The following is a 26,848-nucleotide window of genomic DNA, read 5'->3' on the forward strand; positions in this document are numbered from 1 at the left end:
GCGCGGTGATCCGGTCCGGCCGAGAAAAAGTGTGAATAACCTGTTCCATCCCCTTTGTGGGGGAGTACCCTGAATCTAGGCCTACGGGGCGAGCGAGGGAGTCCGACCGGACTGGCCTCGGGGAAGGCAACTCTGGTTGCCGCCGAGGACGTGAAGAAAGGCCGGGCTGAGAGGCCGGAAGGTTGGAAGACCGGACGGCGACCCCTAGCACCTGATCCGGACAATGCCGGCGAAGGGAGCCCACCTCGTAGGTCGTCGGTGTGCGTGGAGCCGCTGCGCGTCGATCAGTCGCTGCGCATCAGATCCGCACACTTCTCCCCGATCATCATCGTGGTGATACAGGGGTTCACAGCCGGCAGGAACGGCATCACCGAAGCGTCGGCCACCCGCAGGCCGGTCACGCCCTTCACGCGCAAGTGGGGGTCGAGGGGCGTCGCCTGATCATCGGGGGCACCCATCTGAACGGTGCACGCGGGGTGGTAGACCGTGTTGTGCGTGGCGCGGATGTAGTCGAACAGGTCGGCATCGGAGTGGGTCGACGGGCCGGGGGCGAGTTCGGTACCGGCCCACTGGACCATGGGCGCCTGGGAGACGATCTCGCGGGCGAGGCGCAGGCCGTGGGTCATCACGCGGATGTCGTGGTCGTGGGTGAAGTACCGCGGGTCGACCTTGGGCTTGTCGCGGAAGTCGCGGGTGCGCAGCCGCACCGTGCCCAGCGAGCGTGCACGGGTGACGTTCGGGGTGAGGCAGAAGGCGTTCTCCGAGGTGGGATAGCCGTGCCGGTAGGTGTTCATGTCGAAGGGCACCTGGCCGTAGTGGAACATCAGGTCCGGGCGGTCGAGGCCGGGCTCGGTGTTCGTGAAGATGCCGATCTCCCACCACTGGGTGGACGAGTTGACCATGGGCTGCTTGGCGTTCCACATGATCACGCCCTCCGGGTGGTCCTGGAGACGGGAGCCGACGCCGGGGGAGTCGACGATCGGCTCGACACCGGTGGCCCGCAGATGGGTGGCCGGGCCGATACCGGAGAGCATGAGGAGTTTCGGGGAGTCGATGGCGCCGCAGCAGACGACGGTCTCGCGGCGGGCGTTGACGGTGCGGGTGTGGATCAGGTCGGGGGCGAGGTAGTCCACGCCGGTGCAGTGCCGGGCGGAGTCGAAATTCAGGCGCTTGGCCTGGAGTCCGGTGCGCACCTCCAGGTTCCGGCGGGTGCCCATGAGCGGGTGGAGGTAGGACACCGAAGCGGACGAACGGGTGCCGTCCGGGCGGCAGTTGATCTGGAACCAGTTCGCGCCCCGGACGACGGTCTGACCGGTGTTGAACGGTGTGGTCGGGATGCCGGCCGCGACGCAGGCCTCCAGGAGCGCCACCCCGCACGGGTCGTGGGGCGGGACGGTGCGCAGGGTGACCGGACCGCTGCGGCCGTGGTGGTCGCCTGGGGCGTCGTTGCTCTCCAGCCGCTGGTAGAGCGGGAAGCAGTCGGCCGCGCTCCAGCCCGTACAGCCCATCGCGGCCCATTCGTCAAGGTCCTCGGCCGGGGCCCAGAAGGCGATACAGGAGTTGTGCGAGGAGCAGCCGCCGAGCACCTTGGCGCGGGCGTGCCGCATGAAGCTGTTGCCGTTCTCCTGCGGTTCGACCGGGTAGTCCCAGTCGTAGCCGGACTCCAGCAGTCCCATCCAGCGGTCCAGGCGCAGCACGTTCTCGTCGCCGACGTCGGAGGGGCCGGCCTCCAGCAGGCAGACGGTGGCCGTCGGGTCCTCGCTGAGCCGGGCCGCCACGACGGCGCCGGCCGTGCCACCGCCGACCACGACGTAGTCGAACTCGTCCACAGGGGCCTGTTGGGACATCGCGCCGTCTCCTGATCAGGGGGTGGGGGCGTTGCTGTTGCCCGGCCCGCCGCTGCCGGGGGCGACGGCGGCGTGCATGGCCAGGACTCCGGTGCGCTTGCGCTGGACGAACCAGTAGTAGGTGAACCCGCCGATCGCCACGACACCGATGAACAAGAAGGCGCCCCAGCGCAGGTACCAGTGCTGCGGGCCGGTCGCGTTGTACACCGCGGCGCGCGGCCAGGCGAGGTTGAGGGACATGCCGAAGCCCCAGAGCACGGCGAGGATGTTGACCGGGATGCCGAACTTGCCCAGGCTGAACCTCCCCCGGGCCGGAGTCCACTTGCCGCGCAGCCGCTGGAACAGCATCGGCAGGGTGACCGCCAGGTAGGCCAGATAGATCATGATGATCGCGATGCTGGTGATCACCGAGAAGATCTGCGGCTGGTTGACGTTGATGAGGAGGATGCCGATCGCCACCAGGCCGATGATCACGGCCGGCAGTACCGGCGTCTGGAAGCGCGGGCTGACCTTGGCGAGCAGCGAGGCGGCCGGGAGGTTGTTGTCCCGGGCCATCGCGAACGCCAGCCGGATGCCCGCGGTGTGCACCGCCAGCTCGCACACGGTGATCGCGATGACCACACACCAGAGCACGATCTGCCCGACGGTCGAGCCGAGCGTGGAGAGCACCACGTACTGCAGGCCGTCCACGGACAGCTTCGCGGAGTGCAGATCGGGCACCGAGAGCAGGGCGAAGAGGAGGATCAGACCGCCGATGAGGAAGGACGCGACCAGTGCCCGCAGGATGGCGCGGGGGGCGTTGCGGCCGGGGTCCTTGGACTCCTCACCGAGCGAGGAGGCGGTGTCGAAGCCGTACATGACGTAGGCAGAGGCCAGGGACGCGGTCAGGAACGCGCCGAAGTAGCCGAGGTTCTGGCCGCTGCCCAGACCGAAGGTGTTGAGCACCACGTCGGGGCCGCGGGTGACGTGCGCGGCGAGGAGAAGGACCAGAACGATGGCGGCGATCAGCTCGATCGCCACGCCCGCGGAGTTGATCCGTGCCATCAGCTTGACCCCGAAGGCGTTCACCAGGGTGGTGAAGGTGATCAGGATCGTGCCGAGCACCACGGCGTTCTCGGCCGCGGACTGGCCGGTGCCGTCGCCGATGAACTGGAACCACGACGAGATCTGCGGCAGCGTCACCTGGTACGCCAGCGCCACCGCGGACAGCGACACCATGGTGGCGGTCAGCATCATCCAGCCGCCGAGCCAGCCGATGTGCGGGCCGCCGAGCTTCTTGGACCAGTTGTAGACCGACCCGGCCACCGGATAGCGGGCGGCCAGCTCGCAGAAGCACAGCGCCACCATCAGCTGCCCGAGGAAGACCATCGGCCAGGACCACCAGTACGCCGGGCCGCCGTGGGCGATACCGAAGTAGAAGAGCTGGAAGGTGCCGGTGAGGATGGAGATATAGCTGATGCCGGCGGCGAAGGTGTGGAAGTTGCCCAGGGTGCGCTTGAGTTCCGGCTTGTAGCCGAGTTCGGCGATCGCCTCGTCGTCGTGCCCGTGGCCGGCCCCGGAATCGGGCCGGGACGCTGCGGGATCGGTCACTCGAACCACCTCTGCGGACGTGGCGCGGTATTGCGCCAGACGTGCTTGGCCTCCTGGTACTCGGCCAGTCCCGCGGGCCCCAGCTCGCGCCCGATGCCCGACTGCTTCATCCCGCCCCACTCCGCCTGCGGCACATAGGGATGGAAGTCGTTGATCCATACCGTGCCCGCCCGCAGCCGGGCGGCGACCCGGTGCGCGCGCCCGCTGTCCTGCGTCCAGACCGCCCCGGCCAGCCCGTACACCGTGTCGTTGGCGAGCGAGACCGCCTCGTCCTCGGTGCGGAAGCGCTCGACGGTCAGTACCGGGCCGAAGCTCTCGTCGCGCACGACGGTCATGTCCGGGGTGCACTCGTCCAGCACGGTCGGCAGGTAGTAGAACCCGTTGGCCAGCGACGGATCGTCGGGCCGGGCGCCGCCGCAGAGCAGGACGGCGCCCTCGTCGAGCCCCGCCGCCACATACGCCTCGATCTTCGCGAGGTGCGCGGCCGAGATCAGCGGGCCGGTCCTGGCATGCTCGTCGAACGGCCCGCCGAGCCGGATCCGCTGGGCGCGGGAGACCAGTTCGTCGACGAACGCATCGTGCAGCTCTTCCTGGACGAGCAGCCGGGCGCCCGCCGAGCAGACCTGCCCGGAGTGCAGGAACACCGCCATCAGGGCGTAGTCGACGGCGGTGTCGAAATCGGCGTCCGCGAAGACGATGTTGGGGTTCTTGCCGCCCAGCTCCAACGCGATCTTCTTCACCGTGGGCGCCGCGGCGGCCATGATGCGCCGGCCGGTGAGCAGGCCGCCGGTGAACGACACCATGTCCACCCGGGGGTCCTCGGTCAGCGGCGCGCCCACCACCGGGCCGGTGCCCAGCACCAGATTGGCCGCGCCGTCCGGCAGCCCGGCCTCGGCCAGCAGCCGCATCAGGTGAATGGCGGTGTGCGGGGTGAGCTCACTGGGCTTCAGGATGAAGGTGTTGCCCGTGACCAGGGCGGGGGCGACCTTCCAGGCGGTTTGCAGCAGCGGGTAGTTCCACGGGGTGATCAGCGCACAGACGCCGACCGGTTCGTGCCGCACCGAACTGGCGATCTCCGGGGTGCCGGCGTCCACCACCCGGTCGGTCCCACCGGCCGCGCCGAGGTTGCCGAAGTGGCGGAAGCAGTTGGCGATGTCCTCCATGTCGTAGGCGCTCTCGACCAGCCGCTTGCCGGTGTCCAGCGACTCGGCCCTGGCCAGCGCGTCCTTGTCGCGCTCCAGCAGTTCGGCGACGCGTAGCACCAGCCGGCCGCGCTCGGCCGCCGGTGTCCGCGGCCAGGGCCCGTCGTCGAAGGCCGTCCGGGCGGCACCGATCGCCGCCGCCACGTCCTTCGGCCCGCCCTCGTCGACGGTCGCGACCAGCGTGCCGTCCGCCGGACAGCGGATCTCGCGCACCTGCCCGTCGGCCGCTGCGGTCCACTGACCGCCGATGAACAGCTCCGGCATGGTGGTGCCTCCGGTCTCCGGCTCGTACGAGGCGGCAGCGTCGGCCGCGGTGCCCGGCCGACGGCATCGGGCCGACGGGCGGCCGCCGTGCGGGCCTCGGTGACGATCACTGAACCGAGAGTAAGACGGGCGGTGCGGCTCCGCACGGTACGAGGGGCCGGGGGAGAGGAGAGCGCCGCCGGGCGGGGCCGACGGAGTGACGCCCGCGGGCGCACGGGAGAATGGAGGGATGGGCAGCGAGCTGGACCGGGGGCAGAGGCAGGAGCCGGGGCGGGCCCCGGAGCCGATACGTTCCCCGGAGCCGGAGCCGGAGCCGGAGCCGGAGCCGGAGCCGGAGCCGGAGCCGGAGCCGGAGCCGGTCGGCGAAACGTCCCCGCACCCGGTCCCCGATGCCGCGGCGTACCTCTTGGGCCGCTGGGGCATCGAGCGCACCGTGTGCGACCTTCGGACCGGCACCGAGGGCAGCTTCCGCGGGACCGCCGAGTTCCGGCCCGACCCGGCGGGGGAGGGGCTGCTGCACGTCGAGGAGGGCCAACTGCGGTGGGGCGCCGCGGTGTATCCGGCGAGCCGCACCCTGCGACTGCGGCCCCGCCCGGCCGGCACCGCCGAGATCGGCTTCGCCGACGGCCGGCCCTTCCACGACCTCGATCTCAGGACCGGCCTCTGGCGTGCCGTCCACCCCTGCGCCGAGGACCGCTACGAGGGCACGTTCACCGTCACCGGGGCGGACACCTGGCATCTGGAGTGGCGGGTCGGCGGGCCGGCGAAGGAGCAGCTGCTGCGCTCGGCGTACCGACGGCTGAGGTGAGAGCGGCGGCGCCGGACGCGGGCGGCCACCGGCCGGTACGCGGACGCACGGACGGCGCCGCCGGGCACGGATGTCCCCGGCGGCGCCGTCCGGTGTGGGCGGAGCGATGGCTCAGGCGGCGGGCAGCTTCCCGCGTCCGAAGAGCTTGCGCTCGTCGTGCAGCGCGAACGGAGTGGTGCGCAGATCGGCGATCTGAATACCGAAGATCTTCAGCTGCAGCATCAGCTCGGTCTTGAGGTCGTACCCCGCGCGCAGTTCCCACGCCGGGGCACCGCCGTCACTGGCCGCCGCGGCACGTCCGGTGAGGTGGACGGAGAGTTCACCGCCGACGCCCGCGGTGTCGTAGAGGAACACCTCGGCGCGCGTCCCGACGCGGGCCGTCGCGGAGGCCGCACCCTCGACGCGGGGAGTCGCCCCCTTCGTCTGCTGGTACGCCTCGTGCAGCGGCTGCCACCCGTGCTGCCGGTCGTACTTCGCACCGACGGCGAACGCACCGGAGGTGCGCTGGTCGGCGTCGAGCACGATGCGGCCGCCCGCGGTGAAGCGGTAGGTGAAGGTGACCTCGGTGCTGACCACGACGGGGACCGGGCCCACCCAGAAGACGTGCCGTCCGGTGACCGCCGCCAGCGGCACCGCGATCTGTCCGGTGTCAGCGGTCTTGCGGACCTTGCCGTGCACCTGCCAGCCGTACCCGTACGAGCCGCCGAGGCCGATGGCCGCGCGCTGCGGCAGCAGGTTCAGCCCGCCGCGCTTCTCGTACTGGAAGATCAGCTCGGGCCGGAACGTCACCTCACCGGCCAGCCGCGCGGGAGACTTACCGGTCGCCTCCACGCCCTTGGGCAGCGGCACATTGACGCCCAGCCGCAGGGTGGTGAGCGCCTTGCGCGCGTCGGGCGACAGCGTGCCGGCGGAGGGGGTGGGGGTGGGGCGCTTATCGGAAGGAACGAGCTGGGTGCGGACCCCGGAGGAGGATGCCGACGGGCTCGGGGAGCCGGTGGCGGTGGCGTCAGGGGTGCCCGACGGCGGGTGGGGACCGCCGGACCCAGTGGCCGGGCCGTCGTCCGCACCGGTGCCGGAAGCGGGCTTGTGCACGGTGACACCCGAGGAGAGCGGCCTGACCGAGACCTCACCGGGCCGCAACGCCGTGCGCTGGTCCACCTTCTGATCGCCCAGCAGCTCCGAGAGCGTCGCGGGAGCGGTGGTCACCCGGACCTTGCCGTCGTGGGAGCCGGTGACCTTGCCGACCTTGAACAGCGCACCCGAGGGGGCGTGCCGGTTGGGCGCGGCGGCGATCACATCACCGGTCCGTACGGTCTTTCCGGCGGACGGCTTGAGCTCCGCCTGCTTGCGGTGCGCGTCGTACGACGAGAGCTGCACGGAGACCGAATTGCCCGTACGGGTCGGCGCCTCGGACGGCCTGGCGACCGCGGCACCGCCTTCAGGACCGGAGGCCCGCGCATCGTCCGGCACGGCACCGGGGACCGTCGCCCCGGTGGCCGGTATGCCGGCCGAGGACGTGCGGGGGGTGTCGGGGCCCGAGAGCAGCGCATGGGTGCCGAGGGCCGCGGGGACGAGTACGCCGACCGCGGCGGCGGGCACCGCGATACGGCGCCAGGAAACAGCCATGGGATTCCTTGGTGGTGCGGGGGGTGTCGGGGAGGAACAGCGGGGCCGGGCGCCGAACGCCGAACGAATACCGGACGGCCGGGGAAAAGTCGTCCAGGATCGAACATCTGTAGGGGTTCGGGCGGCTTCCTCGTAGCATGGCGACGAATGATCGCTTTCGCCATGGGGAAAGACACCGAGTCGGGAGGGGACGGGTGGAGACTTCCACAACGGTGCCGGAGGCCGTCGCCGCGCTGCACGCCGGGATCGGCGCCCTCACCGACGAGGTCATCGGCGGCCTCCGGGCCCAACTCCCCTCCTATGCGGCACTGTCGGCGGAACAGCTCCGGCCACGGGTGCAGGCGTCCCTGCGCAACGGCCTGTCGCTGGTGCAGCGCTGGTCCGAGAAGCGCAGGACACCGCAGGGACAGGGCGACGGGCTGGCGTACGGCATCCCGGAGGCCCACCTCGACGAGGTGACGGCCCTGGCGCGCTCACTGCCCGCCGAGGACATCATCTCCGCCTACCGGATCGGCACGGATATCGTCTGGCGGCGGTTCGGCGAGGAGATGGCGGCCCGGCGCGGCACCGCCGAGGACCTGCTTCCGATCGCCGAGACGCTGCGTGCCTGGGCCGACGCCAACACCCTGCGCATCGTGCGCAGTTACCGGGTCGTGGGAACCCAGGGCGAATCGATGACGGACCGTCGGCGCGCGGCGCTGGTCCGCGCCCTGCTGCTCGGCGAGGTGCGGTGGGGCGCCGCCGGTCTTCCGGGCGGTGCGTGGGACCCCGGGCCGGCCCACGGCGGCACCGGCGAGGGCCACCGCGCCTGCGGCTACCCCGATGACGGGCACCGCGCCGGCGGCTACCCCCATGACGAGGCCGCCACGGAGGGCGGGTACGACCACAGTGCGCTCCGTCTGCCCTTCCGCGCGCGCCTGCCCGAGGAGCCCTCGCCCGGCGCACCGGACCGCACCCCGGAGCCCGGACCCGCCCCGCAGGCCGGCGCCCACCCCGGCCCCGGCGACCGCGCCTTCGACCGGATCACCGCCCTGCTGCGCCCCTGGCTCGCCCTGGACGAGACCGGGAAACCTCTGGTCACGACCGTGGACCGGGAGGTGGCGGGGCTGCTGACGGGGCGACCGGATGGACTGTGCCGCGGTCTGATCCTGGGGCTCGGCGCCCCGGCACCCGCGTCCGGACTCGCCGCGGAGTTCACCCGGGCGACCCAGGCGCTCCGGGCCGCCGTCGGTTTCGGACTCGTCGGGGCGTTCACCCGTGAGGAGCTGGGGCTGCGGGCGACGGTCGTGGCGCTCCCGGCCCTGGGGGAACAACTGGTGGGACTCCGCCTGGCGCCGCTGGCCGAACGGGGCGAGGACGGCACCCAGTTGGAGGAGGCCGCTGCCGCCTATCTGCAGCAGGGGCTGCGTCTGGAAGCCGCCGCGCGGACCCTCTACGTCCACCCCAACACCCTGCGCAACCGTCTGCGGCGCTTCGAGGAGATCACCGGCACCAGCCTCCGTGACCCGGCCGATCTGGCGGAGGTCTGGTGGGCGCTGACACACCGCAGGATCCACGGGCCGACGAGCTAGAAGTCTCATGAGGCGCCCGCCGGACCCGGTACCGACCGGCTCGGGCCGACGGGCGGCCGGACTACCGGGTCGCCGGGCGCCCGTGCCGGCCGGCGGCTCAGGCCTTGACCGCCCGCAGCGCATACAGCAGCGGAATGATGGGCTCCGATGGCGGGAGGCGCCACCAGCCGTTCTCGGACGGCACCATGGCGTCGAACCGCTTCCAGGGCAGCAGCTCGGTCTCCCGGACCAGTTCCACGGTCAGCCCCGCCCCGATCACGGCGGAGATGACCTCCCCGAGCCCGTGCCGCCACTCGTAACTCGTCGTGGCCCCCTGTACCGGCGGACCGTCGGTGTACGTGGACGGGGTATCGCTCCTGAGCGGACCGCGGCCGCCCAAGTAGTCGTGATGGAGCTGGAGTTGCTGCCGGTCCGGGCTCGGCGTCGGCCCCAGGGAGTCGAGCAGGGGATGGAACTCGACGAGGTAGAACGTCCCGCCGGGCCGGAGCAGCGCACTGACGATCCCGGCCCAGGTGGCCAGATCGGGGAGATAGCACAGCGCGCCCTTGCCCGTGTAGATCACATCGAACCGGCGCTCACCCAGCGCCTCCACGGCCCGGTGCACATCGGACCGGACGAACTCCACACTCCGGCCGCCCTCCTCGGCCAGCCGCCGCGCCTCCGCGACCGCCGCCGCGGAGAAGTCGAGCCCCACCGTACGCGCGCCCCGCTCGGCGAACGCGGCGGTCTCGGTGCCCAGATGGCACTGCAGATGCAGGACGTCCCGCCCGGCCAGCTCGCCCAGATCCGTCCACTCGAACGGCGCGAACCAGTCCTCGGCGGTCCGGGAACCGTCCAGGCCGTAGAACTGGCTGGCCACATGGACCGGCGTACGGGCATCCCAATTCGCCTGGTTGGCACGCACCATCTCCTCGGTGGTGGGCTCCTCGGCGGTGGGTCCCGCGGTGAGGGGTGATGCCCCCGGGGCGTTCGACAGCTCACTCTGCTCTGTGGTCATCCCTCTCTTGTACCGGCCGGGTGGGGGAGCCGGCCAGTACGGCCGGGCGCGGGCCCCTCGGTGCCCTTACTCATGGGTGTAAAGCGGGCCGACGGTGGTAGGCGATTCACACAACGCCCCGCTCCGCAACGGCTGTTGCTCGGGTGCCTGCCGAGGCGGAACCGGATGCGGCCCGGGCCCGGGGGTGCTCCTGCCCGGGGCCGGCCGCGCGGGGGGCGTGCCCGGCGCTGGGTGTCGCCGGGGGAACAGGAACGGGCCGCCGCCCGTGAGTGGCGTGGCGGCGGCCCGTACCCCCGCCAGGAGCTTCGGTTCCTGGGCGCGGGGCCCGATACGGGGTCTGGCAAGAGGTCTGAATACGGTTGATCGTCGGCACCGGGAAGGCGATCTGGCTGATTGAACACCCCGCATTCGTACGCATGTTGGGCCTCTCGTCCGTACTGACCGGCCGGCACCCGCCACTTCTTCCCAGGGACCCTGCCGCTCGTCTGCGGCAACCGCCTTCCGATGGGTATGTTGGGGGCTCGCAGCGTGTGGTCACTCCTGTACGGAGCGATCACCCCTGCCCCATGGCTGATGACTGTCGAAGCGACGGGAAAGTGTGGAATGAGCCAGGAATCACGACCGCAGTCCGGTGCCGTCGATGTCAGCATCCCGAGTGTGGCGCGGATGTACGACTACTACCTGGGCGGCAAGGACAACTACGCCGTTGACCGCGAGGCCTGCGAAGAGCTGAGCAAGGTCGTCCCCAGTACTCAGGTGCTGGCGATCAACAACCGGCGATTCCTGCAGCGGGTGGTCCGCTGGCTGGCTCGCGAACACGGCATCCGTCAGTTCATCGACCACGGCTCAGGCCTGCCGACCCAGGACAACGTCCACCAGGTCGCCCAGCAGGTCGACCCGGACTCCCGGGTGGTGTACGTCGACAACGACCCCATCGTGCTGGCGCACGGCCGCGCACTGCTGGAGGAGAACGCCCACACCGCCGTCATCCAGGCGGATATGCGGGACACCGAAGGCATCTTCGGCAGTCCGGAGGTCGAGCGGCTGATCGACTTCGACCAGCCCGTCGCCGCGCTGTTCGTCTCGGTCCTGCACTGCATACCCGATGCCGACGACCCGGCCGGGCTCATCAAGAGGGTCGCCGACCGGCTGGCGCCCGGGAGCTTCCTGGTGGTGTGCCAGTTGGTCAGCGAGGACGCCGCCACCCGCGACTTCGTCACCGAATTCATGCGGGTCAGCACGCACGGCCAGTGGGGCCGGGTGCGGCAGGCGCATGAGCTGGCCGGGTTCCTGGAGGGGCTGGAGATCCAGGAGCCGGGCCTGGTGGAGGTCTCCACCTGGAAGCCGGACGCGGACCTCGGTCCCAAGCAGCTCACCCAGGAATGGATCGAATTCGGCGGAGTGGCCCGCAAGTTGTAGCCCCACGGACCGCACGGACCGCACAGGCAAGACAGACCGCACCACAGACAAGGGGAGCGGGGCGCCCGATGAGCAACCCCGCCCCCCTGTCGCGTTCCGGTTCCGCGCCTCAGCTCTCCTGCTTGAGCAGCCGCTCCAGGATCGCCAGGGACTCGCGGGGCGACTCGGACTGTGCGCTGAGGCGGTCCATCACCGCCAGGTAATGATCGACATCATCGCGCTTGTCCAGATAGAGCGCGCTGGTCAGCTGCTCCAGGTAGACGATGTCCGGCAGATCCGGCTCCAGGAACCGCAGGATCGTGATCGGACCACCGGCCGCCGCCAGACCGCCGAGGCTGAACGGCGCGATCTGCAGCGTGACGTTCGGCAGCTCGGCCATCTTCAGCAGATGTCTCAGCTGGCCTGCCATCACCTCAGGACCACCGAGCGGACGACGCAGCGACGCCTCGTCGATCACTGCCCATACCCGCGGAGCGTCCGCGACGGTCAGCAGCTCCTGACGCTGCACGCGCAGCTGCACCCGTCGCTCGATCTCCTCCGGAGCGGACCGCGGATGACCGAGCTGCGCCACCGCGCGGGCGTAGTCCGCGGTCTGCAACAGGCCCGGCACGAACTGGACTTCGTAGGTACGGATCACCGAGGCGGCCTCTTCGAGGCCGATATGCGTCTCGAACCAGCCGGGCAGGACATCGTTGTACTGATGCCACCAGCCCGGACTGCTGGTCTTTCGAGCCAGCTTGAGGAAGTCCGAACGGACCGCGTCGTCCGTGACGTTGTAGAGCGTCAGCAGATCGGCGACATCCCGCTCCTTGCAGCTCACCCGGCCCAGCTCCAGGCGGCTGATCTTCGCGTGCGAGCCCCGGATGGCGTCCCCGGCGGCCTCCCGGGTGATGCCCGCCCCTTCCCGCAGCCGGCGAAGCTGGGTGCCCAGCACGATCCGCAGGACGGTCGGGCCGCCCCGTGGATGTTCCAGATAGCGGCGCAGGGACGGATCGCTGCTCGGCTGCGCGGCGGTCATGCTGACTCCCCTGAGTGGTCGGGCGAGCGCCCAGTGTCCCACCGCCCCGCGCGCTGCGTACAGCCGGGGCGACTATCCGAACGACATATGCGCCAATTGCGACGGCACACCGTCAGTGGCCGGCGATGAGATCGTCGAAGTCACCGTCCTTGGCTCCCTGGACGAAAGCCACCATCTCGTCGCGGGTGTAGACGAGCGCCGGACCCGAGGCGAACCGGGAGTTGCGCACCGCCACCCCGCCGTCCGAAAGAACGGCCAGTTCCACACAGTTTCCGCTGGGATTGCTGCGGCGGCTCTTGCGCCAGACGGCGCCTTCGATGCTGGTCGCCTGTATGCCGTTGGTCACCGGCTCCATAACAGTTGCTCCTTGCTGGAGGTCTCTCCTCCGACCGATCCCGAGCCTGCGCTCACCTTGGCGTGAACAAGCCCCTGAGCGACCGTCCTTGCTGATGTAATTGCAGATGCACTTGCATCCTGTGACGGCTGACGAGGATATTAGCCCTCCGAGGCAGTCCGGCCCAGCCCCGAAATCCCCCTCGCGGAGATGTTGATGACCACACATCCGGCAGAGACCGTGCACGACGCCCTTCGGGAGGAACCGTGTGAGGGCGGATGGTGGATGCCCGCCCCCGACGGCTTCGCCGCCTGCGCCCTCAGTGGCTCGGCGCGCACCGTGCCGGAGGCCCGGCGGTTCGCCCGGGTGACTCTCGCGGGCTGGCAGATGTGTGCGGACGTGGCCGATGACGTGGCCCTGGTTGTCTCCGAGCTCGTCAGCAACGCCCTGCGCTACGGCGTCAAGGCCGCCGGTGACGACAATGCCGCCGGGGCGCCCGTCCCCTTCTGCAACGCCTGGCTCGCGCTGACCCGGCAGAACTCCACCGTGCTGTGCGCGGTCTCGGACGCCGGAACGGACGCCCCCGTCGTCAAGCCGCCGGACGCCCTGTCGGAATCCGGACGGGGGCTGCACATCGTCGACCAGCTCAGCGACTCCTGGGGCTGGACACCGCCGGACCGGACCGGGAAGACGGTGTGGGCGACGGTGTCGAGGCGCGGCTGAGAGGCGGGCCCGTACGGGGGGCGGGCCCGCCTCAGCGGATCGGGACACCGACCTGCCGTGTGTGACGATTCCCGGGTTGCCGTCACCCGAGCGGAAGGCCCGAGAAGCCGATGGATCTGCTGTCCCTGCGCTACTTCCGGGAGGTCGCGCGCCGGGAGCACGTCAGCCGGGCCGCCGAGGAGCTACGGGTCGCCCAGCCCTCGGTGAGCCGGACGATCGCCCGGCTGGAGGCCGAGCTGGGCGTGCCGCTCTTCGACCGGCAGGGCCGCACCATCCGGCTCAACCGCTATGGCGCCGCGTTCCTGGCCCGGGTCGAGCGGGCCCTGGACGAACTCGACGACGCCCGCCGGGAGATGGCCGATGCCGCCGGGCTGGACGGCGGCTCCGTCGCCGTGGCCGCCGAAACCCTGTTGCCCCTCACCGAACTGCTGGCCGGCTTCCGTGCCGCCCACCCCGGGGTCACCGTCCGGTGCCTGCAGGCCACTCCGGAGGTGATGCACGATCAGTTGCGTGCCCGGGACGTCGACTTCTGCATCGCTTCCCAGCCGCTGTCCGGGCCCGGTCTGGGCGCGGTGCGGCTGCTGCGCGAAGAGGTGCTGCTCGTGGTGCCCGCCGGACATCCGCTGGCCGCCCGGGAGCGGGTCACGGTGGCCGAGATCGCCGATGAGCCGTTCATCACGACCAGGACGGGGCACTGGCAACGCGCGCTGCTGGAGCGGCTGTTCGGCGCGATCGGGCGTCGGCCGGTGATCTCCTGCGAGGGCGATGAACCGGGTGCCACACACTTCCTGGTCGCGGCCGGCCTCGGCATCGGCCTGATCCCCGCGCTCGCCCGCGCCGAACTCCCGCAGGTGCCGCTCGCCTGGGTTCACCTCGACACCCCTGACTGCGTACGGACCCTGAGCCTGGTCCGGCGCGAGGACAGCTACCTCTCCACGGCCGCCGGGCGGTTCCGTGACATGGCCGTGGCGCACTTCGCCGAGCGGGCGCAACGCACCTTTTCTGCTGGGTAGTCGGTTCGGGCCTGGCGGGGCAGCGGCGCTCAGTTGCCGCGGCGCACCCGGGCCGCCTTGCGGGCCTCGGCGAGCTTGCGGGCTTCGGTGGCCTTGCGGGACTTGCCGCCGGTGCTGCGGGAGGCGTCCTTGCTGGTGCCCAGGCCGCGGAAGGGGGCGTGGGTGTTCTTGGCCCGGGGCGCGGCGGGCCCGCCGTCGAGCGGGGTGCCGGAGGGGGCCTTGGCCCCGGTGATCCGGCTCAGCTCCGCCTCGCCCGAGCGCACCTTGGTGATCGTCGGCTCGATGCCGGCCTCGGCCATCAGCCGGCTCATCTCGCGGCGCAGGCCGGACGGCACCAGCGTGACGACGCAGCCGGACTCACCGGCCCGAGCCGTGCGGCCCGCGCGGTGCAGATAGTCCTTGGGTTCGGTGGGCGGGTCGACGTTGACCACGAGATCGAGGTCGTCGACGTGCAGGCCGCGAGCCGCGACGTTGGTGGCCACCAGGACGGTGATCTGGCCGTTCTTGAACTGCGCGAGGGTGCGGGTGCGGTGTGGCTGGGGCTTGCCGCTGTGCAGGGCCGCTGCGTGCACCCCGCTGGCCCGCAGGTGCCGGGTGAGCTGATCGACCGCGTGCTTGGTGTCCAGGAACAGCAGTACGCGGCCGTCGCGGGCGGCGATCTCCGTGACGACGGCGTACCGGTCGGGGCCGTGGACGACCAGCACATGGTGGTCCATCGTCGTGACCGCACCCGCGGATGCGTCAACCGAGTGGACGACGGGGTCGTGGAGGTAGCGGCTGACCAGCCGGCCGACGTCGCGGTCCAGGGTGGCGGAGAACAGCATCCGCTGGCCGTCGCGGTGCACCTGGTCGAGCACCTGGGTGACTTGCGGCAGGAAGCCCATGTCACACATCTGGTCGGCTTCGTCGAGGACGGTGATCCGTACCCGTCCCAGGCGGCAGGCCTTCCGCTCAACGAGGTCGTGCAGGCGACCAGGGGTGGCGACGATGACCTCCGCCCCGTCGCGCAGCGCAGCGGCCTGCCGGCCGATCGACAGACCGCCGACGACCGTAGCCATCCGCAGCCGGAGCGCGTCGGCGTACGGCGCGAGCGCTTCGGTGACCTGTTGGGCCAGCTCCCGGGTAGGTACCAGGATCAGAGCGAGGGGCTGCTTCGGCTCCGCGCGCCGCCCGGCCGTCCGTGCGAGCAGCGGCAGACCGAAGGCGAGCGTCTTGCCCGATCCGGTGCGCCCGCGCCCCAGGACGTCGCGTCCCGCGAGGGCGTCGGGCAGCGTGGCCGCCTGGATCGGGAAGGGCTCGCGCACGCCGCGCTCGGTGAGCGTGCGCAGCACCTCGGCCGGCAGGTCCAGATCGGCGAAGGAGGCGACAGGGGGCACCGTCGAGGCGAGGGGCGCCGGCTGGGCGACGTCGCCGTGTGAGGTGGCGGGGCGGTCCGGGTGGTTCATGAAGAGCCTTCCGCAAGGGGGAACGTACCGAGGAAGGCCCGGCAGGGAATGAAGGGAATGAGCAGCCAGCGAACAAGGGGACCGGACGGACGGAATCGCGGACCGTCGCAGCCGTCCAAACATGTGAGGCTAACACACAGTGACAGTTCGCCCCGGCGGTGTGGTGCTGATCGCTCCGCCTCGCGTCGGAGAGGGCCGGGTCATGAGGGGCCGGGAGGCGCGAGGGCCGGGCGGCCTGCGACGGCTCGGCCTGCGACCGTCCGGCCTGCGACCGCCCGGCCGGCGGCCTATGCCCCCGCCGTCGCCCCGTCTCCCAGCCCGAACGCCTCCAGCAGCCGTTCCGCCGCCAGCGTCGCGGTGATCTCGCCGTCGCGCACCGCCTGTTCCACTCCGGGGCCCAGCCGGCGCACCTCCGGGTGCTCCTGGAGGCGGTCGATCAGCCGGTCGCGGACCATCGACCAGGTCCAGTCGACCTGCTGCGCGCGGCGCCGCTCGGCCAGCGCCCCGGTGGACTCCAGGAGGGTGCGGTGCTGCTCGACCCGCTCCCAGACTCCCTTCAGACCGGTGCCCTCGCGGGCGCTGCAGGTCAGGACGGGCGGGGTCCAGGCCGCGTCGGCGGGCTGCAACAGCCGCAGTGCGCCGGACAGTTCGCGGGCCGCCGAGCGAGCGTCCCGTTCGTGCGGGCCGTCGGCCTTGTTGACGGAGACCAGGTCCGCCAGCTCCAGCACTCCCTTCTTGATGCCCTGGAGCTGATCACCGGTGCGCGCCAGGGTCAGCAGCAGAAAGGTGTCGACCATGCCCGCCACGGTGGTCTCGGACTGGCCGACGCCGACCGTCTCCACCAGGACCACGTCGTAGCCCGCGGCCTCCATCACCACGATGGACTCCCGGGTGGCCCGCGCCACCCCGCCCAGCGTGCCGGAGGTGGGGGAGGGACGGACGAACGCCGCCGGGTCCGTCGCCAGCCGCTCCATCCGGGTCTTGTCGCCCAGGATGGAGCCGCCGGTACGGCTGGAGGACGGGTCGACGGCGAGCACCGCCACCCGGTGCCCGGTGCCGGTCAGCAGCGAGCCGAGCGCGTCGATGAAGGTCGATTTGCCGACGCCCGGCACCCCGCTGATGCCCACTCTGCGGGCCGCGCCGGAGTACGGCAGCAGCTCGACCAGCAGCCGCTGGGCCGCCGCCCGGTGGTCGGGCCGGCTGGACTCCACCAGGGTGACGGCGCGGGCGATCCAGGCGCGGGAACCCGCGCGGACCCCCTCGGCGTACCGTTCGACATCGATCGTCGCAGGCATGACCCCCCGCTCAGAGCTCGTGGCCGAGGACCGACGCCAGGTCCCGCACCAGGTCGTGCGCGGCCTCCGGGATGACCGTGCCGGGCAGGAAGACCGCGGCGGCGCCCATGTCGCGCAGCGGCTGCACGTCCTGCGGCGGGATCACCCCGCCCACCACGATCGTGATGTCCTCGCGGTCCTCGGCGGCCAGTGCCTCCTTCAGCGCGGGCACCAGGGTCAGGTGCCCGGCCGCCAGCGACGACACCCCGACGATGTGGACGTCCGCCTCCACCGCCTGGCGGGCGACCTCGGCCGGGGTCTGGAACAGCGGGCCGACATCGACGTCGAAGCCCAGGTCGGCGAAGGCCGTGGCGATCACCTTCTGGCCGCGGTCATGGCCGTCCTGGCCCATCTTGGCCACCAGGATGCGCGGCCTGCGCCCCTCGGCGCGCTCGAACTCGGCCACCAGGTCCCGGGTGCGCTCGACACCGGAGGAGGGGCCCGCTTCGTCTCGGTACACACCGGAGATCGTACGGATCTGGCCGGAGTGCCGCCCGTAGACCGACTCCAGGGCGTCCGAGATCTCGCCGACGGTCGCCATCGCACGCGCGGCGTCCACCGCCAGCGCCAGCAGATTGCCCTCCAGCCCCTCGCCGGGGCCGGATTCGGCCGCCGCGGTCAGCGCGCGCAGCGCCGCCCGGCAGGCGTCCTCGTCGCGCTCGGCGCGCAGCCGCTTCAGCTTCTCGATCTGCTGGGCGCGCACCGAGGAGTTGTCGACCTTGAGGACGTCGATCTCCTCGTCGGTCTCCACCCGGTACTTGTTGACGCCGATCAGCGCCTGCCGCCCCGAGTCGATCCGGGCCTGGGTACGGGCCGCGGCCTCCTCGACACGCAGCTTGGGGATGCCCGCGTCGATGGCCTTCGCCATCCCGCCGGCCGCCTCGACCTCCTCGATGTGCTGCCACGCCCGCCGCGCCAGGTCGTGGGTGAGCCTTTCGACGTACGCGCTGCCGCCCCATGGGTCGATGACCCGGCAGGTGCCCGACTCCTGCTGCAGGAACAGCTGGGTGTTGCGGGCGATCCGGGCGGAGAAGTCGGTGGGCAGCGCCAGCGCCTCGTCCAGGGCGTTGGTGTGCAGCGACTGGGTGTGGCCCTGCGTCGCCGCCATCGCCTCGACACAGGTGCGGGTGACGTTGTTGAACACGTCCTGCGCGGTCAGCGACCAGCCCGAGGTCTGCGAATGGGTGCGCAGGGAGAGGGACTTGGGGTTCTTCGGCTCGAAACGCTGGACCAGACGCGCCCACAGCAGCCGGGCCGCCCGCAGCTTGGCGATCTCCATGAAGAAGTTCATGCCGATCGCCCAGAAGAACGACAGCCGCGGCGCGAAGGAGTCCACGTCCATGCCCGCCGCCATGCCCGCGCGCAAGTACTCCACCCCGTCGGCGAGGGTGTACGCCAGCTCCAGGTCGGCCGTCGCGCCCGCTTCCTGGATGTGGTAGCCGGAGATGGAGATGGAGTTGTAGCGCGGCATCTTCTGCGAGGTGTACGCGAAGATGTCGGAGATGATCCGCATCGAGGGCTGCGGCGGATAGATGTAGGTGTTGCGGACCATGAACTCCTTGAGGATGTCGTTCTGGATGGTCCCGGCCAGCTTCTCGGGCGGTACGCCCTGCTCCTCGGCGGCCACGATGTAGAGGGCGAGAACGGGCAGCACCGCGCCGTTCATCGTCATCGACACGGTCATCTTGTCCAGCGGGATGCCCTCGAAGAGCTGCCGCATGTCGTAGATCGAGTCGATGGCGACGCCCGCCATGCCGACATCGCCGGTCACCCGCGGGTGGTCGCTGTCGTAGCCGCGGTGGGTGGGCAGGTCGAAGGCGACCGACAGCCCCTTCTGGCCGGCCGCGAGGTTGCGGCGGTAGAAGGCGTTGGACTCCTCGGCGGTGGAGAAGCCGGCGTACTGCCGGATCGTCCAGGGCTGGTTGACGTACATCGTCGGGTACGGGCCGCGCAGATACGGCGTGATCCCCGGGTACGTGCCCAGGAAGTCCAGGCCGTCGAGGTCCGCGTCGGTGTACAGCGGCTTGACGTCGATGCCCTCCGGCGTCTCCCACGTCAGATCCGCCACGCCCTTGCCGGTGGACTGCGCCACGGCCTCGGCCCACTCCCCGGTGCCGCCGGCGGCGCCCGCCGCGGCCGGCTTCCCCAGCTCGACCGTGCTGAAGTCCGGGATGGCGCCCGTCTGCTGTGTCGTGTCGTTCATCACGCCACCTCCATGACATCCAGGGCCGAGGACAGCACCTCGACCGCGTCGCAGCCCGCGAAGACGAAGGAGTCCACCCCGGCCGCTACGAATTCCTCCCGGCGCTCACCCGGCTTGCCGGCCAGGTGCACCCGCAGCGCCCCCGCCGACTTCAGCGCGGCCGCCACGGCCGCCGCCTGCTCGCCGTACACCGCGTCGCTCGAACACAGACAGGCGATCCGCGCGCCACTGCGGGCGAACGCCTCGGCCACCGACTCCGCGTCCACCGGCGCGGCGTCCTGCACCGTCTCGATGCCGCCGGCCTGGAAGAGGTTGGCGGCGAACGTCACCCGCGCGGTGTGCGCCGCGACCGGGCCCAGCGCGGCCAGGAAAACCTTCGGCCGTTCACCGGTCGCCGCCAGGCGGTCGTCGGAGCGCGACCGCAGCCGCTCGTAGGCATCGTCCCTGCGCACCCGCGGCAGCCCTCCGCCGATCGGAGCGGGCGCCGGCTCGCGGTGCACCGGAGTCTCGGCGAGATGCGGGAACTCGCTGACACCGGTGATCGGTTCGCGCCGGTGGGCGAGGTCCTTGCTGCGGCGCTCCCAGGTGCGGGCCAGCCGTCCGGCGATCATCTTGGACCGCAGCGCCGCGGCCTGGCCGCCCGCGCCCTCGATCTCCTGGAAGAACGCCCAGGCCGCACCGGCCAGTTCGTCGGTCAGGCTCTCCACGTACCAGGAACCGCCCGCCGGGTCGATCACCTTCGACAGGTGCGACTCCTCCAGCAGCACGGACTGGGTGTTCCGGGCGATCCGGCGGGCGAACGCATCGGGCACGCCCAGCGCGGCATCGAACGGCAGCACCGTCACCGCGTCCGCGCCGCCCACGCCCGCGGACAGCCCGGCGACCGTGGTGCGCAGCATGTTCACCCATGGATCCCGACGGGTCATCATCACCGTGGAGGTGACGGCGTGCTGGCGCTGCGCACCGGCGGCGGGGGAGGCCCCGCAGACCTCGGCGACCCGCGCCCACAGCCGCCGGGCGGCGCGCAGCTTGGCGATCGTCAGGAACTGGTCGGCGGTCGCGGCGTAGCGGAACTCCAGCTGCCGGCAGGCGTCGTTGATGCCCAGGCCGGACTCCGTCAGCTGCCGCAGGTAGGCGACACCGGTCGCCAGCGAGGCGCCCAGCTCCTCGGCCGCGGAGCCGCCCGCCTCGTGGTACGGCAGCGCGTCCACGGCCAGCGCGCGCACGCCGGGTGCCTCGGCGGCGCACCGCGCGGCGATCCGGGCGGCCGACTCCCCCTGCAGGCGCAGTTTGGCGTCGTCGCCCGTACGGGCCAGCAGGCCGAGCGGGTCGGCGCCCAGGCAGCCGACCGCCTCGGCGAGCGGCGCGCCGGACGCGGTGTACAGCCGCAGCAACTCCTCGGCGGCCGACGCGAAATCGGCGCCGGCGTCCAGCACCACCGCGGCCAGATCCAGATAGACACCGTCGAGCGCGCGCTCCAGTCCGTCCACCGGCAGCCCGCCGTCGCCGACGGCCAGCCAGAGGGAGGTGACGCCGTTCTCCAGATCGGCCAGTACCGCTTCATTGGCGCGCACCGGATCGGTGTGGACATGGCGCTGGCGTACGTCCCACCCGGCGACGGTCGTGCCCTCGGGCCGGCCGGCCCGTACGAACGGCGGGAAGCCCGGAAGACCCAGGGGGCCCGTGGCGTCCTCGGCGGTGTAGAGCGGGCGGATGCGGATGCCGTCCTGCAGATCGGTGGCGAGCGCATCCTCGGCGGCGGGGCCCGTCGCCTCTGTGACGCCCGATTTGCGCAGCACACCTTCGACGAGGCGCTGCCACTGCTCTCGATCGGCATCGGGGAAGGCGGCGGCCAGGGGGAGTTCGGGGGACTCGGCGGTCATAGCAGCAGGCTAGGCGAACGACCGTTAGCTGGAGCAGGGGCTCCCGCTGTGACCTTGCACTCGTTGACCTCCCATGGATCTTCATATTTATGCGCCGGAAGGGGCAGGTGGGACGTAGGTGGGACGGTTCGGCCGTACGGTGCCGAGTCATCCTTTTCCCCGCGGGAGGCGCCTGCTGCCGGCCGCCGCGGAGGTTCCGTAGCGTGGGCCCGGCACCCTCCCCGAGCTCTCAAGGAACCGGGGGACCCCGGAGGAGCGCGATGCCCAAGGCGCCAGTGATCCGTACCGCGGCCGCCGCCGCCCTGCTCCTCGCCGTTGCCCGGCTGCTGTGGGCGCTGCCGGGGGCGGCCCCCCCCGGCAGCGCCGCGGACTGCCGCGGGCGCCGGATCGCCTCCTGGTCCCCCGATTCCCGGCATACCGCGGAATTCGCCCGCTACGGCGACGACAACACCCGGGTCGACGACTGGACCGGCGGTGACGGCACCCACTCGGTGCGCCTTCCCGACGGCCGCACGCTCTGGCTCTTCTCCGACACCTTCCTCGACCGGATCCAGCCGCCGCCCAACCGGCAAGGGGAGCGGCACCGTTGGCGCACTGCCGACGCCGGGGGCGCCCCGCTCCTGCGGCACAACTCCGCCGTGGTGATGTCCCGTTCGGGCCGGCCGGTGCGCACCCTGACCGGCGGCACCGCGGCCACTCCCGGCCCGTTCTTCCCCGATCCGCCCGGCGCTGTCAGCTACGACATCAATTGGCTCGGCCCGCCCGGCGTCCCGCCCGATGCCCGGCTCAACGGCGATGTGGAGCTGTACCGGCCGCGGTTCCTGCGGGTGCGAACGGGGCCCGCCGGGCGGTGACGGCGGTGCGGGCGGGCCCCGGCCCGCCCGTCTTCACGGGAGCTTCGGGACGGGCCCGCGGAACGGAGACAGCTCAGCCCGCCGGGTCCGGTTCCGCCGCCTCCGGGCCCGGTCCGGTCGTGCCGCTGCCGCCGCCGGATTCCGCGCCGGTGCCGCTCTGATGCGTACCGGTTCCGGTCGGGCTGGGCTCCACGACGGGGAAGGCATTGTTGCCACCGCACACCATGGGGCCCACACGCACGGACTTGCTCACCAGTGTCACGGCGACCTCCCCCGACGGCTTGTTCCCGGGTACCCGGGCATTGGCCGCGGTGCACACCAACTGGTTCAGCGAGGCGGAGTCCAGCCGCTTCACGTTCATCGGCAGGCTGATCACGACGCTGCCCACATGGGTGGTGACGGTCAGCGAACCGGGGAACTTCGGCAGCACGCTGGACAGACCGCGCATCCGCTCCGCGTGGTTCGGCCCCTTCATCAGCAACGCGATGGCCAGCTCCGGGTCGACCGGCACCTTCGCCCGCCGGGTCGCGGAGCGCAGGCCGGAGGGCCCGTAGAAGAACAACTGGACATCGGCCGCGGGCTGGCCCGGTGACTTCACGCCGGTGGCGGGCTCGCCGGCGTCGATGACATCGGTGGGGGCGATACCGCAGCCGGTCAGGCCGCCGGCCAGCGCGCCGGTGAGCACGCCGGCCAGCGCGGCGGTGAGCCCGCCGGTCAGCATCCGCCGGCGGGCACGTGTCACACGCAGGGCGTGGGGGGCGTTCGTGGCGCTCATGCGTGCCTCTCCTTTCCGGCTGAGCAGCGGAGGCCGCCCCGGTCGTCCTCCGCGGTCTGCCCGTCGGCCGCCGCCGCGTCGTCCGGCGGGCCGCCGCTGTCTTCGGCCGCCGGCTCGCCCGCCTCCTGGTGGCGCAGCGGCAGATCCACCGTGAACACCGCGCCGCCCTCGGGGGAGTTGGCGGCGCGCAGGGAGCCGCCGTGCAGCCGTACGTTCTCGATCGCGATGGCCAGGCCCAGGCCGCTGCCCTCCGAGCGGGCGCGGGCGGAGTCCGCCTTGTAGAAACGGTCGAAGACGTGCGGCAGGACCTCGGGGTCGATGCCGGGGCCGCTGTCGGAGATCTCGATCAGCAGTCGGTCCGCGCCCGGCTCCGGAGGGTGCAGCCGCACCCGGACCGGCTCGCCGCCGTGGTGCAGGGCGTTGCCGACCAGGTTCGCGACCACCACATCGAGCCGCCGTGGATCGAGTCCGGCCCGTACGTCCGCGGGCAACTCTGCCGTCACCCTCTTCTGCCAGGCCCGGGCCTGGAGGGTCTTGCGGATGGTCTCGCCGACGTCCACCTCGTCCAGATGGAGCGCCGCGGCCCCCGCGTCAAAGCGCGACACCTCCATCAGATCCTCCACCATCCGCGCCAGCTTCCCGGTCTCCTGGCTGATCAGCCGGACCGCGGAGGCGGTGTCGGGGTCGAGGGAGTCGGCGTCCTCGTCGAGCACATCGGTCACCGCGGTCATCGCCGCCAGCGGGGTCCGCAGCTCGTGCGAGACATCGGCCGCGAACCGCCGGGAGTTGGACTCCAGGCGGCGCAGCTCGGCCATGCTCTCCTCCAGCCGGGCCGCCATGTCGTTGAACGTCCGGGACAGGTCCGCGATCTCGTCGGCGCCCTTGACCTCCAGCCGGGTGTCCAGCTTGCCCTCGGCGATCCGTCCGGCGGCCTGCCGCAGACCCCGTACGGGCCGCAGTACGCCGCGCGCGGCGAGCAGCGCCAGGACCACGGTCAGTACCAGTACCGGCAGCGCGCCCCGCTGGGCCGCGCTCACCAGCGCCTCGACGTTGGACTCCTCGGCGCTCAGCGGGAGTTGGGCGTAGACGGTCAGCGCGGAGGCCCGGCCGTCGGACTGCCGGACCGGCATCCCGATCAGCAGCCAGGGGTCCCCGCCGCGGTCCACGCGCTGGAAGGCCGGCACATGGCGCTTCTCCACCGACGCCTTGAGGCCGGCCGGTATCACGACCTCGCCCCCCAGGCTGCCATCGCCACTGTCGCGTGCGCCACTGTAATGTACGGAAATGTCCCATTCGCGGGACTTTCCGGAGCGCTCCAACTGGACGCGCAGGGAATCCAGATCTGCCTGGGACGGCGGGACCGGGAGCTCGGGTGCCAGCGAGTTGACCTGCGCTCTCAGGTCGTTGACGGCAATGTCCTGGGAGCGCTGCAGTATGGCGTTGCGGGCCTCCTGGTAGGTCAGCAGAGCCGTGGTCAGCGCACTGACGGCGGCCACCACCAGGAACCCCACGACGAGCCGGGCCCGCAGCCCCCGCAGCAACTGGGGGTTCCCCGTACGCAGGCGGGGCAGGGCCGGCATCCGGAGGCCGGGGCGCTTCACAGGGGTCCGAAGCGGTAGCCGAAGCCGCGCACGGTCTGGACGTAACGGGGGCTGCGCGGGGTGTCCTCTATTTTCGTCCGCAGCCGCATCACACAGGCATCGACCAGCCGCGCATCGCCGTGATAGCTGTGCTCCCACACATGCTCCAGCAGCTGCTGGCGGCTGAAGACCTGCCCCGGAGTGGCGGACAGGAACAGCAGCAGCTTCATCTCCGAGGGGGCCAGCGCCAGATCCTGGCCGCCCTTGCCGACGACCAGGCCGGCGCGGTCTATGGCCAGTTCGCCGTAGGTCTCGACCGGGGCGGGCCCCGGCTCGGCGGCGGCCGGTGCGCCATCGGCGGGCAGCGCGGTACGGCGCAGCACGGCACGCATCCGTGCTTCGAGGACTTCGCCGCGGGCCGGCTTGACGATGTAGTCGTCGGCGCCGGCCTCCAGGCCGAGTACCACGTCGAGGTCTTCGCCACGGGCGGTGAGCATGATGATCGGCAGTTGCCGCTCGGCGCGGATCAGCCGGCAGACCTCGAAGCCGTCCTTGCCGGGGAGCATCAGATCCAGCAGCACGATGTCCGGGCGGAAGCCGGGCAGGACCTCCAGCCCCTCCTCACCGCTGGCCGCGGCCGCCACTTCATGGCCGCGCCGCCGTAGGGCCAGGGACACGCCGTCCCGTACGGCGGCGTCGTCCTCGATCAGAAGTACTCGTGGCATGGGTCCAGTATCAATAAGTTTCATGATGGATCGGTAACAGGAGCAGCCTGCCCGGGCCCTGCTGCATCTCACGTGGTGCAAGGCGGTGCGCACAACGCGGCCACCGCCGGTCGGTACGCACACGAGCAGGGTAGGGACGGGGTCGGGATGGCACGGCGCTTCGGTATTCAGAGCGGCATCATCGGGGTGGCCGCGGCGGCGGTGGTGTCGCTCGCGGTCGCGGGGACGCTCGCCTTCGGTGATTTCGGGGCCACTTCACAGGCCGAGGCCGACACCGTCGGCTCCGGCCAGGCCGAGCGGGCCGCCCCCGTCAAGGTCGATTCCTCGATCGTGCACGCCTCGGACCGCCCCGGCCGCAGCCTGAACATCACCATCGACGACGGCCCGGACCCGGTCTGGACCCCGAAGGTGCTCGCCGTGCTGAAGAAGCACAACGTCAAAGCGGTCTTCTGCATGATAGGTCCGCAGGCCAAGGCGCATCCGGACCTCGTCAAGCAGGTGGTGGCCGCGGGGCACAAGCTCTGCGACCACACCGTCAGCCACAACACCGGTATGGATCACCAGCCGCAGAGCTACCAGTCGCAGCAGGTACTCGACGCGCAGAAGATGATCGAGGACGCGGCGGGCGGCGCCCGGGTCGAGTACTACCGCGCCCCCGGCGGCGCCTTCACCCCCTACAGCCGGAAGCTGGCCGCGGATCACGGGATGCGGCCCCTGGGCTGGAACGTCGACAGCAAGGACTTCGAGGGCGGCACCCTCGAGGGCATCAAGGCGACGGTGCGCGGTGAACTCCCCAACGGGCCGACGGTCCTGTTCCACGACGGCGGGGGCGACCGCTCCCGGACCGTCGAAGCGCTGGACGGGCTGCTGCCGTGGATGCAGCAGCAGGGCTACGGGTTCGGGTTTCCGAAGCGCTGAGGTGGGTGGGGGCGGGTGACCGCCACCCCCCGCCGGACACCCGGGGCCTGTCCGTCACCGACCTGCCGGACAGGCCCCGGTGTGCGCCGTCGCCTTCCCACCCCCGGGGCGACGGCCTCCTCCCCCGGCCTCATACCGTGCGCGGCTCGCCGCTGCCTGCCGCGCACGGCCCGTCTGTCTTACGCCGCGCCGAACAGCTCCGCGAGGCCGCGCTCCATACCGAGGTGCGCCGGCTCGCCGCCCGCGGGTACGGCCTCGTAGGAGCGGGCGAGGAACAGCCGGACATCCGCGGTCTTCAGCTGCACCAGGGCGACGCCTTCCTCCGCGTGGAACTCCATCACCGTGCGGTCCGGGCCGGACGGCCGCACCCGCACATCACCCCGCCCGGCCGGTCTCCGAAGCCCCTCGTCGAGCAGTTCCCGGGCGAAGGCCCAGTCCACGGCGGCGCCGTCCAGCGAGATCTCCGGCGGGAAGAACATCCGTACCGCCAGGGGATCGGCGGGCTGGTAGTGCAGCACCGCGGGCACCGCGTGCGGGCCGAAGGTGGTGGCGATGAGGCGGACCTGGACGGCTTGGTCGATAACGGTGTGCATCGCGCTGGTCCCCCTGCGGCTGTCGGGTCATGGGCAATGGCTCGTCCGGTAAGACGGTGTGCCCACCCTCTCCGTGCACCCGACATCGGTGTGAGATGTGTCTCATGTGGCCGGAGGGGTTGCCCG

22 protein-coding genes are annotated in these 26,848 nt (G+C 71.6%); 7 read left to right on the forward strand and 15 right to left on the reverse strand.

Features of this window, described 5'->3' with window-relative positions:
• Nucleotides 1-284 precede the first annotated feature (284 nt).
• The 3 genes from CFW40_RS30425 to CFW40_RS30435 are packed head-to-tail and all read right to left on the reverse strand — an operon-like array spanning nt 285 to nt 4,903.
• Nucleotides 285-1,847 (reverse strand): GMC family oxidoreductase, encoded by a 1,563-nt coding sequence (locus CFW40_RS30425; protein ID WP_088800996.1) that lies wholly within the window; start codon nt 1,845-1,847, stop codon nt 285-287.
• Nucleotides 1,848-1,862: 15 nt separating this feature from the next.
• Nucleotides 1,863-3,437: an APC family permease gene (locus CFW40_RS30430; RefSeq protein WP_088800997.1), complete on the reverse strand. Its 1,575-nt coding sequence runs from the start codon at nt 3,435-3,437 to the stop codon at nt 1,863-1,865.
• The gene (locus CFW40_RS30435; protein WP_088800998.1) at nt 3,434-4,903 is read right to left on the reverse strand and encodes an aldehyde dehydrogenase family protein; all 1,470 of its coding nucleotides are present in this window, start codon (nt 4,901-4,903) and stop codon (nt 3,434-3,436) included. The genes CFW40_RS30430 and CFW40_RS30435 overlap by 4 nt, the downstream gene beginning before the upstream one ends.
• A 229-nt stretch (nt 4,904-5,132) precedes the next feature.
• Between CFW40_RS30435 and CFW40_RS30445 the strand changes: the two genes are divergently transcribed.
• Nucleotides 5,133-5,711, forward strand: coding sequence for a DUF6314 family protein (locus CFW40_RS30445; RefSeq protein WP_220457244.1), 579 nt, complete (start codon nt 5,133-5,135; stop codon nt 5,709-5,711).
• A gap of 111 nt (nt 5,712-5,822) precedes the next feature.
• On the opposite strand, the gene CFW40_RS30450 is transcribed toward CFW40_RS30445, so the two are convergent.
• Nucleotides 5,823-7,337, reverse strand: coding sequence for a hypothetical protein (locus tag CFW40_RS30450; RefSeq protein WP_088800999.1), 1,515 nt, complete (start codon nt 7,335-7,337; stop codon nt 5,823-5,825).
• A 194-nt stretch (nt 7,338-7,531) separates the two neighbouring features.
• On the opposite strand from CFW40_RS30450, the gene CFW40_RS38765 reads away from it, so the two are divergent.
• On the forward strand, nt 7,532-8,908 hold the full coding sequence (locus tag CFW40_RS38765) for a CdaR family transcriptional regulator (RefSeq protein WP_305523230.1): 1,377 nt from the start codon (nt 7,532-7,534) through the stop codon (nt 8,906-8,908).
• A gap of 97 nt (nt 8,909-9,005) precedes the next feature.
• Here CFW40_RS38765 and CFW40_RS30460 read toward each other — a convergent pair whose 3' ends face one another.
• On the reverse strand, nt 9,006-9,905 hold the full coding sequence (locus CFW40_RS30460) for a class I SAM-dependent methyltransferase (protein ID WP_088801001.1): 900 nt from the start codon (nt 9,903-9,905) through the stop codon (nt 9,006-9,008).
• Between the two features lie 603 nt (nt 9,906-10,508).
• Between CFW40_RS30460 and CFW40_RS30465 the strand changes: the two genes are divergently transcribed.
• Entirely contained in the window at nt 10,509-11,324 is an 816-nt protein-coding gene (locus tag CFW40_RS30465) for an SAM-dependent methyltransferase (protein ID WP_088801002.1), read from the forward strand.
• Nucleotides 11,325-11,433: 109 nt separating this feature from the next.
• Here CFW40_RS30465 and CFW40_RS30470 read toward each other — a convergent pair whose 3' ends face one another.
• Both CFW40_RS30470 and CFW40_RS30475 read right to left on the reverse strand, forming a co-directional pair.
• Nucleotides 11,434-12,342, reverse strand: coding sequence for a helix-turn-helix transcriptional regulator (locus CFW40_RS30470; RefSeq protein WP_088801003.1), 909 nt, complete (start codon nt 12,340-12,342; stop codon nt 11,434-11,436).
• A 112-nt stretch (nt 12,343-12,454) separates the two neighbouring features.
• Nucleotides 12,455-12,697 (reverse strand): DUF397 domain-containing protein, encoded by a 243-nt coding sequence (locus CFW40_RS30475; protein WP_088801004.1) that lies wholly within the window; start codon nt 12,695-12,697, stop codon nt 12,455-12,457.
• A gap of 195 nt (nt 12,698-12,892) precedes the next feature.
• Between CFW40_RS30475 and CFW40_RS30480 the strand changes: the two genes are divergently transcribed.
• Nucleotides 12,893-13,399: an ATP-binding protein gene (locus CFW40_RS30480; RefSeq protein WP_088801005.1), complete on the forward strand. Its 507-nt coding sequence runs from the start codon at nt 12,893-12,895 to the stop codon at nt 13,397-13,399.
• Between the two features lie 110 nt (nt 13,400-13,509).
• Nucleotides 13,510-14,412: a LysR family transcriptional regulator gene (locus tag CFW40_RS30485; protein ID WP_088801006.1), complete on the forward strand. Its 903-nt coding sequence runs from the start codon at nt 13,510-13,512 to the stop codon at nt 14,410-14,412.
• Between the two features lie 29 nt (nt 14,413-14,441).
• Here CFW40_RS30485 and CFW40_RS30490 read toward each other — a convergent pair whose 3' ends face one another.
• The 4 genes from CFW40_RS30490 to mutA all read right to left on the reverse strand — a co-directional run bounded on the left by CFW40_RS30490 (nt 14,442) and on the right by mutA (nt 21,277).
• The gene (locus CFW40_RS30490) at nt 14,442-15,857 is read right to left on the reverse strand and encodes a DEAD/DEAH box helicase (RefSeq protein ID WP_088801007.1); all 1,416 of its coding nucleotides are present in this window, start codon (nt 15,855-15,857) and stop codon (nt 14,442-14,444) included.
• A 287-nt stretch (nt 15,858-16,144) separates the two neighbouring features.
• Nucleotides 16,145-17,152, reverse strand: coding sequence for a methylmalonyl Co-A mutase-associated GTPase MeaB (meaB, locus tag CFW40_RS30495; RefSeq protein ID WP_088801008.1), 1,008 nt, complete (start codon nt 17,150-17,152; stop codon nt 16,145-16,147).
• A gap of 10 nt (nt 17,153-17,162) precedes the next feature.
• Nucleotides 17,163-19,394: a methylmalonyl-CoA mutase gene (gene scpA / locus CFW40_RS30500; protein WP_088801009.1), complete on the reverse strand. Its 2,232-nt coding sequence runs from the start codon at nt 19,392-19,394 to the stop codon at nt 17,163-17,165.
• Complete coding sequence (mutA, locus tag CFW40_RS30505; protein WP_088801010.1) at nt 19,394-21,277, reverse strand: methylmalonyl-CoA mutase small subunit; 1,884 nt, start codon at nt 21,275-21,277, stop codon at nt 19,394-19,396. Before mutA ends, scpA begins: the two co-directional genes overlap by 1 nt.
• Nucleotides 21,278-21,537: 260 nt before the next feature.
• Between mutA and CFW40_RS30510 the strand changes: the two genes are divergently transcribed.
• Nucleotides 21,538-22,131 (forward strand): hypothetical protein, encoded by a 594-nt coding sequence (locus CFW40_RS30510; protein ID WP_371127250.1) that lies wholly within the window; start codon nt 21,538-21,540, stop codon nt 22,129-22,131.
• A 73-nt stretch (nt 22,132-22,204) separates the two neighbouring features.
• On the opposite strand, the gene CFW40_RS30515 is transcribed toward CFW40_RS30510, so the two are convergent.
• From CFW40_RS30515 to CFW40_RS30525, 3 genes are read right to left on the reverse strand one after another with little or no spacing between them, the layout of a single operon-like run.
• Nucleotides 22,205-22,906: a GerMN domain-containing protein gene (locus CFW40_RS30515; RefSeq protein ID WP_088801011.1), complete on the reverse strand. Its 702-nt coding sequence runs from the start codon at nt 22,904-22,906 to the stop codon at nt 22,205-22,207.
• Nucleotides 22,903-24,486, reverse strand: coding sequence for a HAMP domain-containing sensor histidine kinase (locus CFW40_RS30520; RefSeq protein WP_088802461.1), 1,584 nt, complete (start codon nt 24,484-24,486; stop codon nt 22,903-22,905). The genes CFW40_RS30515 and CFW40_RS30520 overlap by 4 nt, the downstream gene beginning before the upstream one ends.
• A 17-nt stretch (nt 24,487-24,503) precedes the next feature.
• Nucleotides 24,504-25,211, reverse strand: coding sequence for a response regulator transcription factor (locus tag CFW40_RS30525; RefSeq protein WP_088801012.1), 708 nt, complete (start codon nt 25,209-25,211; stop codon nt 24,504-24,506).
• A 147-nt stretch (nt 25,212-25,358) separates the two neighbouring features.
• On the opposite strand from CFW40_RS30525, the gene CFW40_RS30530 reads away from it, so the two are divergent.
• Complete coding sequence (locus CFW40_RS30530; RefSeq protein WP_088802462.1) at nt 25,359-26,129, forward strand: polysaccharide deacetylase family protein; 771 nt, start codon at nt 25,359-25,361, stop codon at nt 26,127-26,129.
• Between the two features lie 179 nt (nt 26,130-26,308).
• On the opposite strand, the gene CFW40_RS30535 is transcribed toward CFW40_RS30530, so the two are convergent.
• Nucleotides 26,309-26,722 carry an SsgA family sporulation/cell division regulator gene (locus CFW40_RS30535; protein WP_088801013.1) on the reverse strand — a complete coding sequence of 138 codons (414 nt, stop codon included), beginning with the start codon at nt 26,720-26,722 and terminating at the stop codon, nt 26,309-26,311.
• Between the last annotated feature and the right edge of the window lie 126 nt (nt 26,723-26,848).

Origin of the sequence: Streptomyces sp. 2114.4 (assembly GCF_900187385.1) — a bacterium.
Lineage (GTDB): Bacteria > Actinomycetota > Actinomycetes > Streptomycetales > Streptomycetaceae > Streptomyces > Streptomyces mooreae.